This is a genomic window from Marinobacter sp. OP 3.4 (assembly GCF_036224885.1).
Taxonomy (GTDB): Bacteria; Pseudomonadota; Gammaproteobacteria; order Pseudomonadales; family Oleiphilaceae; genus Marinobacter.
In genome coordinates, this window is the sequence record NZ_JAVVLT010000072.1 from 38,663 (window position 1) to 50,143 (window position 11,481).

An 11,481-nucleotide genomic window follows, 5' to 3' on the forward strand; every position below is an offset into this window, starting at 1 on the left:
GGGTCACAACCCCCGCAATAAGGCTGGCCATAAGGCCATAAAGGTTACAGAATGGTCACCTGAGGTGCGCAGCGTGCCTGGTCACGGGAACCCGGAACAGGGCACGCTGTCGAAGGCCCTGAGCATAGGAGGAAGCAGGCAATGAGTACGACCTGTAGCGTTCCAGGCTTGACCATTCCGAGGAGCCGTTTCCCGGTTCCTGAACATGACCTGCCATCGACGGGGGCCGGCCTGGCCACGGCGGTGTTCGCCGGCGGCTGCTTCTGGTGCGTGGAGGCGGTCTTCCTTGCCCTGGATGGAGTGCAGGGGGCTGTGTCGGGTTACACGGGTGGCGACGCCGACTCCGCCAACTACGATGCGGTCTGCACCGGCAGGACCGGGCATGCGGAAGCGGTGGAAATCCAGTACGATCCGGCAGTGATCAGCTACGGTGAGTTGCTACGGGTATTCTTCTCCGTGGCACATGATCCGACCCAGTTGAACCGGCAGGGCAATGACCGTGGCCCCCAGTACCGATCGGCCATTTTCTTCTCGTCGCCGGAGGAAAAGCGGGTCGCCGAGGACTATATTCGCCTTATCGACGAGGCGGGCGTGTACCCCGATCCGGTGGCCACGACCCTGGAACCGCTGGACCGGTTCTACCCGGCGGAAGACTATCATCAGAACTTTGCCGGCAAGCACCCCCAGCAGCCCTATATCATGGCGGTGGCTGCACCCAAGCTCAGGAAGGTCAGGGAAATTTTCCCGGACAGGCTCAAGCAGGCCTGATCCGGCAGCCTGGACAAGGGTGAGGGGGCCAGCCGGCTTGCCAACAGAGGTGAACCTATGACCACATCCGCTTCAGGATACGACCTGACCCCCCTGTCTCCCAGTGAGATTGACAGCCGTGCGGCCAACCTCACCGATGAGGAGCGTACGGTCCTGCTGGACCACGGCACGGAGAGGGCGTTCTGCGGCACCCTGCTGGATAACAAGCAGAACGGTGTCTATCACTGCCGCCTGTGTGACCTGCCGCTGTTCAGTTCCCGCTCCAAGTTCGATTCCGGCACCGGCTGGCCCAGCTTTTTCGAGCCTTTCGATGCGGACCACATCCGCTATCTGGAGGACAACAGCCTGGGCATGACCCGGACCGAGATCCGCTGCCCCCGCTGCGACAGCCACCTGGGCCATGTGTTTCCGGATGGCCCGCCCCCGACCGGGCAGCGCTACTGCCTCAACTCCGTGGCTATGGAATTCCGCCCGGAGTAGGTTGGTTGCCCCTTGCGTTACGTCATCCCTGTCAACCAGGTCAGGGGTGACATGTGGTCTTTCCCGTCCTGACGTTTCCGGCGTCAAATCTCCCGGCACCATGGGGGCGCCCCCGAGGTGAATGGGGCCATCGTTGTGGTGAGATACATGCGGGTGATCAAGAAATGGACGACCACCCCTTGGATCATGGCTGGCTCCACCGGCTATAATTCCCCGCTTTTCCAATAGCGTTCCGTACGGCCAAACAATGGACCTGACCGGGGCGCCCGGCCCGGCAGGAGCTGTCCCACCATGCAACCCAGATCCAATCCACTCACGGAATCGGCGACGCTGCTCAGGCGGGTGGTGGTCATTCTCGGTTCCTGCGGGCTGACCGCCCTGTATTGCCTGCTGATCCTGGGGCGTGCCGCCGTTCGCCGGCTGGACCGGGAGACGGTGGACGCCTATACCCGGGGCTGGTCGACCACCCTGCTGCACATGGTCCGGGCCAATCTGACGGTGCGGGGGGAAGTGCCGGAATTCGGTGACGGGCGGCGTTACATGATCATGAGCACCCATGCCAGCCATTACGATATCCCGGTGACATTCGTGTCCATGCCCGGCTCGGTCCGCATGCTGGCCAAGAAGGAACTGTTCGGTATTCCACTGCTGGGACCGGCCATGCGCGCGGCGGAGTTTCCCTCCATTGACCGCCACCAGCGCAATCGCGCCGTTCAGGACCTGGCGAGGGCCAGGGCGATGATGGAAAGTGGCATCGTCTTGTGGGCGGCGCCGGAGGGTACCCGATCATCGGACGCCCGCCTGCAGCCCTTCAAGAAAGGGTGTTTCCACCTGGCGCTGGATACCGAGGCGGTGGTCGTGCCCATGGCGATCTGTGGTATCCACCGGGTCCTGCAGGCCCGGAGCTGGAAGATCAACCTGGGCCAGCCGGTGGAAGTGCGGGTCGGCACACCGATCGACACCTCGGGCATGACCAAGGAGCAGCTACCGGAGCTGATGGCCCAGGTGCGCAGCCAGCTTGAAGACCTGCTGGGTGACGGTGAGGCGTGACAGTGCCCCGTTCGGGTCGTTCACTGACGGGGCACTGGAAGGCTGTTACAGGGCCGGCAGCCCGGTGGCCCTTGCCGCACTGACAACGGTGGAGGCCAGGTAGCCGGTGTAACCGATGTAGGCCGCCATCAGCACCGCCCCCTCCCAGCGGAGGATAATGCGCCGGCTTCCCAGGGCACCGTACCCCATCAGGAACAACGCCACCGTGACGGCCATCATCACCGACCAGTCGCGGTAGAGGACCACCGATTCCGCGGCCATGGGCTCAATGGCCGCGGCGATTCCCACCACGGCGAGGGTGTTGAAAATCCCGGAGCCGAGGATGTTGCCCAGGATCAGGTCGTGCTCTTTCTTGCGTACGGAGGCGATGCCGGCGGCCAGTTCCGGCAATGAAGTGCCGATGGCGACAATGGTCAGGCCGATGATCAGGTCACTGACACCGAGGGACTGGGCGACATACACCGCTCCCCACACCAGCATGCGCGAGCTGACCAGCAGCAGCACCAGTCCGATGACCAGCCACATCAGGGCCCTTGGCAGGGGCATGGGATGGGCGGCCAGCTCCGTTTCTGCCTCGCCTCCGAGGGGGTCACCCTTGCCCTTGATGCCCTGGATGATGGACCACCCCATGATGACCGCGAAGACCGCCAGCAGCACCCAGCCATCCAGGCGGGTGAGCTGCCCATCCAGGAGCTGCCAGCCGGCCAGCAGGGTAATGCCGATCAGGATGGGGAGTTCCTTGCGGAGTATCTGCGAGTGAACCTCAATCGGGCTGACCAGAGCCACCAGGCCCACGATCAGCGCGATATTGGTGATGTTGGAGCCGTAGGCGTTGCCCAGCGCCAGCCCCGGGTTACCGTCGGTGGCGGCGATGGCGGACACGGCCAGTTCCGGTGCGGAAGTGCCAAACCCGATGACCACCATGCCGATCAGCAGGGGCGACATACCCAGGTGGGCGGCGGTGGCCGCGGCCCCATCCACGAATCGGTCCGCACTCCAGACCAGCAGGACAAGGCCTGCGACAATAGCGAGCAAGGCAAGCAGCATCAATATTTCCTGTGTTGGAAGCTCAGACTCCTATGCCACTGAACGGGCCGGTTATCACGGTCGTAGTGACTGGTGGCAGACGTTACCGCAAAAGCGCGTCAAACGTAAGCACCGGGGTAATCCCCTATGGCAGGATCTGGCGTTTTCCCAGACCATCCGACTAAAGTTGCGATGACTCCGTACGTATTAGCACGGATGATAGCGCCAACGCCGGAATTCCCAGGAGCATGTCTGTTGTTTTGCAAATGATTGTCATGCTCAGCATTTTGTTATCCCCCCCAAAAAGGGGATAATGGCCTCCTTTTCAGGGAACCGCTGCTGATCGTGGCGGCCCCGACAGGTTCGACAACTCGCTAAGGTGACTAGCAAATGGCTGTAAGACAGGCAGACGTAGTGCTGGTCGGCGGTGGCGTCATGAGCGCCACTCTCGGCATGATGCTCAGGCAGCTTGATCCGTCCCTGGACATCGTCATGGTTGAACGTCTCGATCACGTGGCCCATGAGAGCACAGACGGATGGAACAACGCAGGGACCGGCCACGCCGGCTACTGTGAGCTGAACTATACCCCTGAGGGCGATGACGGTGACGTGACCATCGACCGGGCACTGACCATCAATGCCTCCTTCGAGGTTTCCCTCCAGCTCTGGTCCTGGCTGGTGGAGCAGGGGATCCTCCAGGAACCCAAGTCCTTCATCAATCGCACGCCCCATATGAGCTTTGTCTGGGGGGATGACGGTGTCCGTTTCCTCAAGCGCCGCCACGAGAAGCTCAAGGCCCACCACCTGTTCCGTGAGATGGAATACACCGAGTCCCCGGAGGTGCTCCAGCAGTGGATGCCCCTGGTGGTCAAGAACCGGGATCCCATGCAGAAGGTGGCGGCCACCCGCATTGGCCATGGTGCCGATGTGGACTTCGGGTCCCTGACCCGGAGCATGGTGACGTACCTGGAGAGCACCCCCAATTTTGAGCTGATGCTCAGCAGCCCCGTCACCGACCTTCGCAAGCGCAAGAACGGACGCTGGAAGGTGGAGTTGAAGGACCAGAAGACCGGCGAGCAGAAGAAGGTCGAGGCCGGTTTCGTGTTCCTGGGTGCCGGTGGCGGCGCCCTGCCCATGCTGCAGAAGTCCGAGATCGACGAAGCCAAGGGTTACGGCGGCTTCCCGGTCAGCGGCCAGTGGCTGGTCTGCCAGAAGCCCGATATCGTCGAGCAGCATCGGGCGAAGGTCTACGGCAAGGCTCCCATCGGTGCACCCCCCATGTCGGTGCCCCACCTGGACACGCGCATTATCAATGGCGAACCGGCCCTGCTGTTCGGCCCGTTTGCCGGCTTTACCACGCGCTTCCTGAAGAAGGGGTCGGTATTCGACCTGTTCGGTTCGGTCAAACCCACCAACCTGCGCCCCATGCTGTCGGTAAGCCGGACCAATATGGACCTGACCCGGTACCTGATCGGCGAGGTGTTCCAGTCCCACGGTGACCGTGTGGCGTCCCTGCGCAATTTCTTCCCGGACGCCCGGGAGGAAGACTGGAAGCTGCAGAATGCCGGCCAGCGGGTACAGATCATCAAGCGCACCCAGGACGGTGGTGGTAAGCTGGAGTTTGGTACCGAAATCGTTGCGGCGAAGGATGGCACCCTGGCGGCCCTGCTGGGGGCCTCTCCCGGTGCGTCCACGGCGGCCCACGCGATGCTGGATGTCATTCACCGCTGTTTCTCCGAGCGGGTCCAGACCGAGGAATGGCAGGCGCGCCTGCGTGAGCTGATCCCCTCCTACGGCCAGTCCCTGGTGGACGACGAGGAATTGCTTACCCGTGTGCGTGAGCGCACCCTGAACACCCTCCGCCTGAGGGAAGACTGATCGGTCGTCCGGTACCGGGTCGGTGGTTTGCCGGCCCGGGCCCATCCATCTGCCTGCCGTTATATCCCCTCTGGTTATCCAGCCCGCGTTTTTATAGCCAACCGGTCTGTTTCTTTTGCTTTCTGTGCTAGCTGTCTGATAAGTCTTTGTTTTTTCCGCTTTCTGCCGTTTATCGGCCAAGTGGAACGGCCGATTCTGGTCTATCCTGACAGAAGCGTTATATCCCAAATGACTGGAATCCGTTATGAGTGAACGCGAATCGAACTTTAACCCCGACAAGGGTTACGTGGCCTTCCTGGGCTGGAGTCTGAGCGCCGTGGAAGCGGCCGAATCCTTCGACCGTCGTTATGTCGTCGTTGCGCCGGACTGGGCGGAAGCCTACTGCAAGGAGCATGACATTCCCTATATTCCCTGGAACTTCGAGCGGCTCAATGACCGCTCGGTGGAGATTGCGCAAACCCTGAAGGACATGGGCGTTGACGTGGCTATCCCGCTGTTCGAGGAGACCGTGGAATGGGCCGGCGCCATCAACTCGGTGCTGATGGACAAGCCCCGCCTGTTTGGCCAGGCCATGCTGCTGCGGGACAAGGCCCTGATGAAGCGACGGGCCCAACTCGGGGGAATCCGGGTCGGCATCTTTGAGGAGGCCCACGACCGGGGGGACGTTATCCGTTTCCTCAAGCGGGTGAACCAGACCCTGCTGAAACTGGATGGCGACCCCAACGACCCGATCCACCTGAAGGCCTTCGACAAGGCCGGTTGCCTGGGACACCGGGTGATCCGGACGCCGGATGAGGTGGATACCATCCCCGAGGAGGAATTTCCGGTACTGATGGAATCCCACCTGGACGGCTGGGAGTTTGCCGTCGAGGCCTGGATCCACAAGGGCAAGATTGCCTTCCTGAATATCTCCGAGTACGTGACCCTGGGTTATTCCGTGTTTGTGCCGGCCACCCCGGACCTGGAGAAATACCGGGACCAGATCAGGGGCGAGATCGAAAAGCTGATCAAGACCTTCGATATCGACTTCGGCTTTATTCACCCGGAGTATTTCGTGACCAGCGACAGCACCATGTACTTCGGTGAGGTGGCCTACCGGCCGCCGGGGTTCAAGGTGTTTGAGCTGCTGGAACGGGCCTATGGCTTCAACGCCTACCAGGCCCTGATCATGACGTTTGACCCGAAAACCACGGAAGAGGAGGTCAAGGCCTTCTTCCCGAAAGAGGTGGTGGATGCCAAGGGCTACGCCGGTTGTTTCGGGGTCTATCCGCGTCGCCGGGTGGTCAGCAAACTGGAAATGCCGGAGGAAACCGAGGATCACGAGTATTTCGAGTCCCACGAGTTGACCTCTCCGCTGGAGGAAACCGTGACCAAACGCACCGCCTTCGGGACCCATTGGGGGCTGGTCTACTTCTTCGGGGACGATCCCTACCGCATGAGGGACCTGCTGAAACATCAGGAGGAGCTGGACTTCTATGTATAATCAACCTGAAGTACTGGCGAAGGGCGGAACGCCCCAAGGATTTCGGGTTTGACCAATAACAACGAACAGTCGCCAGCGGGTGATACGGAACAGAAGCTGGCGGTCAGGGTCGGGCGCCTGGACGAGGCCATAGAACGGGTGTCGTCCAGTCCGGCGTTCTCGCGCCTGTCGAAGATGCCCCGGCTGATCGACAGTGCCCGCCAGGTATTGATGGTGGAGGGCGGTTGTGCCGCCGTGGAAGCCCGGGCCGAGGCGATTGAGCAATGTGGGGTGTTCGAGGGCTCCGACTGGGCTGATCCCCAGATCCTGCTGCCGTCCCTGACCACCTATTCCCTGCGCAGCCCGCACATGGAAACCGTGGTGATCGAGGCCCTCAGCGAGCTTCGGCTGCTGGCCATTGCCAAGGCGGACTACCAGCATCCCCACCTGTCGGCGGAACAGGCCCACCACTACCTGGCCCAGGTGCTGGCCATCAACCTAGAACTCCTGTTCGGGGTGCCCACGGAAGCCGAGCGGGAACAGCAGGGAAAGCTGGCCACCATCAGCCGCGGCGTTATCCGTCACCTGGCCGACCGCATCGGTTACGAGCACATCATCGACCGCCTGATCGACGAGATCTGGCGGGTGCTGAACCAGCGCCCGATCCAGGTGGCGGGCGTGCACCGGATGATTACCCAGATCGCTGTCTGCCGTAACAATCCGGACATTGACCTGGGCAGCAGTGGCCAGGGTGCCGAACGACTGATCAGCAGCCTTTTCGGTCCGACCCAGGCCTGCCGGGAAGACCCCGGCGTCGAGGTGTACCGGGAACGGCTGGCGGCCATGGATAACGTCGCCCTGCAGAGTGAGGCCACCGGGTGCGCCCGGGCCATGCACGATACCGGCCTGGTGTCCCCCTACCATGGTGAGCTTGTCCGCTACCTGCTGGAACATTCGCCGACACTCCTGTCCGAGGCCCTGGGACTTTCCAGTACGGGGCGGGATTGCCTGCTGTGCTACCAGGAACTGGTGCACGCCATGGTCGACCAGGGCATCTACCCGGCAACATGCCAGGGGCTCTATGGCCTGGCGCTGATGCTGGAGCGGGGCATCCTCTACCAGCCCCCGGTGGCACCGGCCCTGTGGCGCCAGGTACAGCTTCCCCTGTCGCCCTACAGCCGTGAAAGGATTGGTATGGCCTACGGTGCGGTGCCTGATCCCCGCGCCTGGCTGATCCAGGGTGTACTGTCCATGATGGGGCAGCCGCTCGGGGTGGGGCAGGGCAACAACCCGACCTGCCAGTCAGCACGGGCCTTGTCCATGTGGGCCTACAACGATCCGGACTACCTGCTGCAGATGGTGGCCTGGGCGGCCCGGGACGACGAGATCATCATGCACTTCGAGGGGCAGCCGGTGTCTTCCCGCCAGAGTGGGGCCGGTGTGGCCCAGGAGATCACACTGGACCTGGACCCGGTCTCCCTGCTGGTGGTGCCGCACCTGGACCGCATCTACGCCGAAATGGGCCGGTTATGCGCGGACCGGGAGGGCGACCCCCATCGCTGGGTCAACCCTGAATTCCACGGCTGGTGGTCGGGCCGGGGGTTCCGGATCAACGTGGATGTGGCCAGTGGCCAGTTGGAAGACCTGGAAGGGTTCCTGCGCCACTTCTACGTGAGCTATCACCCCTACTACAACGGCAACCAGCCGCTGATCCATCCGCAACCGGCGGGCATTGCCGTGACCGACAGCGCCGCCCGCTTTATCGGGTGGCATGCCATTACCATCCTGCGGGTGGGCCTGGACCAGCAGGACCGGATGCGGGTGTATTTCTTCAACCCCAACAACGACAGTGGTCAGAACTGGGGGGACGATATCGTCGTCAGCACCGCCGGTAACGGCGAGCGTTTCGGGGAAGCATCACTGCTGTTCGAAGAGTTCGCCTCGCGGCTGTATATCTTCCACTTCGATCCCCTGGAAAGGGGCAATCTGGAGGCGGTAACCGCCGAGGAAATCGAACGGATCACCGCCATGGTCCACCGGAGCTGGGGGGCGGACAGGGTTGACGGTGAGAGGTTGCAGGCGGATCAGGGGCCGGTCTGACCGCCCCCTGATCCGGACGGGGCTCAGGACACCCTGAAGCCCGAGGAGGCCTGGTTGAGGCCGTCGGTGCATTGTCCCAGTGCCTGGGCATGGTTGGCCAGGTGACCCCGCACCGAACGGGATTCCAGGGTATGGCCGTGAATATGCTCCACTTTCTGGGCAATCTCCTCCGTGGTGCTGGAGATACCCTCCACGGATGTGACCACCTGCTCCATATCACCCGCCAGGGACTGGATGGACTGGGTGATGCGTTCGATCACCGATACCGCCTCACCGGCGCCTTCTTCGCCGGCACTGGCCTGCTTCAGGCCCTGCTCCATCAGGGTGGTGATTTCACGGGTTTCCCGGTTCAGGGCGTCGACAATGTCCGCGATACCACTGGTGGCGGACACGGTCTTCTCCGCCAGTGAGCGCACCTCGTCGGCCACCACCGAGAAGCCACGACCGGCCTCGCCCGCCCGTGCCGCCTCGATCGCGGCGTTGAGGGCCAGCAGGTTGGTCTGTTCGGCCAGCCCGTTGATGGTGTCCACAATGGTGTTCACCTTCTCGCCGGTCTTGCTCAGGCTTTCCACCTGGCCATGGGTCTGGCGAATCTTGCTGGAAAGATCCTGCATCACCTCGCCGTTATTGCGAACCACCTGGGCACCGTGCTGGGCCGCCTCGTTGGCGTCCTGGGTGGACTGGTTCACCGTGTTGGTCAGCTTGGCGATATCGGACGCGGTGTGGGAGATTTCCTGCACCGCCGCGGCGGCCTGCTCGGTCTGGGCTTCCACCTGTTCGCTGCTGGCGCTCATCTGGTTGACCAGCTGTTGCAGTTCTTCCTGCAGGCGGGACAGGTCACGATTGCCGTCGAGCACCTCACGGATGACGCCGGAGACATCATCCACCATCTGGTTGGAGGCACTGCCCAGGGCGTTGAACTCGTCATTGGGGTTGCTTCCCACGCGCAGGCGCTGGCTCAGGTCACCCGCGGCCACCTGCGACAGCAGTCCGGCGGCATCACGCAGTCGGCTCACCAGCGTGCGGGAGGCCTGGGTGAGGGTGACCACCAGGATCACAAGGACCACGACCGACACGATCACGATCAGCCAGGCCGACGCCTGGCGGGCCTGTTCCGCCTGGGCGATGGTCTGGGCAATGAGGCCGCTTTCCAGGGACTGGTTCTGCTGCTCAATCACGGCCTCCAGCTCGTTGCCCAGGGCATCAAGCTGCTGCTCGCTGTCGAGGATCGCGTTGATCTGGGTTTCGGCCCGTTCAAAGGCCTGGGCAAACGTCTTCACCGCCAGGCCCAGGTCGTTCTCTGCCCAGTCCATGTCGGTAATAACCTTCTGCATCCCCTCAATGGCCTTGTGGGTCTGCTCCGCAGCCTCCGGCGTGAAGTTGTTCAGGTAGTCCGAGTAGGTGGTCATGGCCAACTCGATATCATCGTTCATGATCGAGATGCTGATTTCCCGCAGCCCTTCGTCCATGGCCTTGGCCAGTTCTCCCCGGATACCTTCCGATGAACTCAGCCCCAGGGCCTGGCGTTGTTCAAGCCAGTTCCGGCGAAGCTCCACATAGGCGGTAATCCGCTCCCTGATCTGCCGGGCGGTGGACTGGATTTTATCGTCGGAGATGTTGTTGGTCAGCGACACCAGCTGGCTGGCCTGTTCCACCAGGGCGTTCAGCCCTTGCTGGTAGGTGTCGACCTCATCGGGTTCCAGTGACGCGCTGAGGCTTTCGATCTTCAGCCATTCGCTCCAGAGTGTCAGTGAGGCGCTCTCATAGGCGTTCGCGGTGGCCCGGGCCTCATAGGATTCGGACACCTGGTCCAGGCCGCGCAGCGCCGCCAGCGCAACCATCACCAGTCCGATGAACGTGGCCGCGATCAACAGCCAGAACTTCTGCCGCCATGACAGGGAAAGCGTGCGTTTCAAGGGGTTACTCCTGATGTTGTTCTTGGGCTCGCCTTACTATAGTGCACACCTTATCGGCAGCGAGTGGATTTTCTTGAAACAGTTCGTTAACGAACTGTTTCAGGTGGGATGGTTTATGCGCCTGGATGGCACTCGTCGGGTGAGGCTGATGCCGCCCTTCAGGGAAGCGAAAGGGCGGTCAGGTCACGAAGGTTCTCCTCCACGGGCACCAAGAAAGCCCGCCCAGCGACGGACGCTTTGTTAGTACCTTGGCACCCAATCTGACCTTGTATATACTTTGTATATACAAAACTTTTAGGAAAGTGAACGCGCTCAAGTGCTTATCGGCAGTGAAGCATAAGCTGGGATAAATGAGCGCGACGGGGAGGGCGGCATGAGCAAGAAAATCGGAAGCACCCCGGAAGCCTGGGAAGACGGTTCACTGGGCCGTGCAGAAGAGTATGTCCGTGTGGCTGGATCTGTAGATGAACAGGCTCTTAACGAGGCTGCGGGACTTCAGCCAATTTCCATTCGTCTGCAAAAGTCCCTGATCGAGGACTTTAAGATGATTGCGGAAATCAACGGTATTGGCTACCAGCCACTGATTCGCCAGGTGCTGAAGCGGTTTGCCGACGATGAGAAAAAGCGTATTCTCCGTGATAAAGTCCTCTGAAATGCGCTCCCTGGGTGATGACGATCATAGTCATGATCCAGGCAATGGCGAGGGAAAAATGGCATTTGGCTAATAGCCTGCGCTGACACTGACGCAATCGGGATAGGGGGGAGCCATAAGGCACCGCCCCTCCCACACCACCCGGCAAG

9 protein-coding genes are annotated in these 11,481 nt (G+C 61.8%); 7 read left to right on the top strand and 2 right to left on the bottom strand.

Going from position 1 to position 11,481, the window contains the following annotated elements:
- Positions 1 to 141: 141 nt before the first annotated feature.
- From msrA to RO069_RS12770, 3 genes are all read left to right on the top strand, one after another.
- The gene (gene msrA / locus RO069_RS12760; protein WP_328187995.1) at positions 142 to 768 is read left to right on the top strand and encodes a peptide-methionine (S)-S-oxide reductase MsrA; all 627 of its coding nucleotides are present in this window, start codon (positions 142 to 144) and stop codon (positions 766 to 768) included.
- A 57-nt stretch (positions 769 to 825) separates the two neighbouring features.
- Positions 826 to 1,248: a peptide-methionine (R)-S-oxide reductase MsrB gene (gene msrB, locus RO069_RS12765; protein WP_328187997.1), complete on the top strand. Its 423-nt coding sequence runs from the start codon at positions 826 to 828 to the stop codon at positions 1,246 to 1,248.
- Positions 1,249 to 1,539: 291 nt separating this feature from the next.
- Positions 1,540 to 2,298 (top strand): lysophospholipid acyltransferase family protein, encoded by a 759-nt coding sequence (locus tag RO069_RS12770; RefSeq protein ID WP_328187999.1) that lies wholly within the window; start codon positions 1,540 to 1,542, stop codon positions 2,296 to 2,298.
- Positions 2,299 to 2,343: 45 nt separating this feature from the next.
- Here RO069_RS12770 and RO069_RS12775 read toward each other — a convergent pair whose 3' ends face one another.
- A complete protein-coding gene (locus tag RO069_RS12775; protein ID WP_328188000.1) occupies positions 2,344 to 3,345 on the bottom strand; it encodes a calcium/sodium antiporter in 1,002 nt (333 codons plus the stop codon).
- Positions 3,346 to 3,714: 369 nt separating this feature from the next.
- On the opposite strand from RO069_RS12775, the gene mqo reads away from it, so the two are divergent.
- The 3 genes from mqo to RO069_RS12790 all read left to right on the top strand — a co-directional run bounded on the left by mqo (position 3,715) and on the right by RO069_RS12790 (position 8,764).
- Positions 3,715 to 5,202: a malate dehydrogenase (quinone) gene (mqo, locus tag RO069_RS12780; protein ID WP_328188001.1), complete on the top strand. Its 1,488-nt coding sequence runs from the start codon at positions 3,715 to 3,717 to the stop codon at positions 5,200 to 5,202.
- Positions 5,203 to 5,446: 244 nt separating this feature from the next.
- Positions 5,447 to 6,685 carry an ATP-grasp domain-containing protein gene (locus RO069_RS12785; RefSeq protein WP_328188003.1) on the top strand — a complete coding sequence of 413 codons (1,239 nt, stop codon included), beginning with the start codon at positions 5,447 to 5,449 and terminating at the stop codon, positions 6,683 to 6,685.
- A 48-nt stretch (positions 6,686 to 6,733) separates the two neighbouring features.
- Entirely contained in the window at positions 6,734 to 8,764 is a 2,031-nt protein-coding gene (locus RO069_RS12790) for a hypothetical protein (RefSeq protein WP_328188005.1), read from the top strand.
- A 23-nt stretch (positions 8,765 to 8,787) separates the two neighbouring features.
- On the opposite strand, the gene RO069_RS12795 is transcribed toward RO069_RS12790, so the two are convergent.
- On the bottom strand, positions 8,788 to 10,680 hold the full coding sequence (locus RO069_RS12795) for a methyl-accepting chemotaxis protein (RefSeq protein ID WP_328188007.1): 1,893 nt from the start codon (positions 10,678 to 10,680) through the stop codon (positions 8,788 to 8,790).
- 373 nt (positions 10,681 to 11,053) lie between these two features.
- Here RO069_RS12795 and RO069_RS12800 point away from each other — a divergent pair, with 373 nt between their 5' ends.
- Entirely contained in the window at positions 11,054 to 11,332 is a 279-nt protein-coding gene (locus RO069_RS12800) for a hypothetical protein (RefSeq protein ID WP_328188008.1), read from the top strand.
- Positions 11,333 to 11,481: the final 149 nt, after the last annotated feature.

What these genes read in the sequence shown, in the direction of transcription:
- msrA (WP_328187995.1), top strand. Translation starts at nt 142, where the DNA reads ATGAGTACGACCTGTAGCGTTCCAGGCTTGACCATTCCGAGGAGCCGT.
- msrB (WP_328187997.1), top strand. Translation starts at nt 826, where the DNA reads ATGACCACATCCGCTTCAGGATACGACCTGACCCCCCTGTCTCCCAGT.
- RO069_RS12770 (WP_328187999.1), top strand. Translation starts at nt 1,540, where the DNA reads ATGCAACCCAGATCCAATCCACTCACGGAATCGGCGACGCTGCTCAGG.
- RO069_RS12775 (WP_328188000.1), bottom strand. Translation starts at nt 3,345, where the DNA reads ATGCTGCTTGCCTTGCTCGCTATTGTCGCAGGCCTTGTCCTGCTGGTC.
- mqo (WP_328188001.1), top strand. Translation starts at nt 3,715, where the DNA reads ATGGCTGTAAGACAGGCAGACGTAGTGCTGGTCGGCGGTGGCGTCATG.
- RO069_RS12785 (WP_328188003.1), top strand. Translation starts at nt 5,447, where the DNA reads ATGAGTGAACGCGAATCGAACTTTAACCCCGACAAGGGTTACGTGGCC.
- RO069_RS12800 (WP_328188008.1), top strand. Translation starts at nt 11,054, where the DNA reads ATGAGCAAGAAAATCGGAAGCACCCCGGAAGCCTGGGAAGACGGTTCA.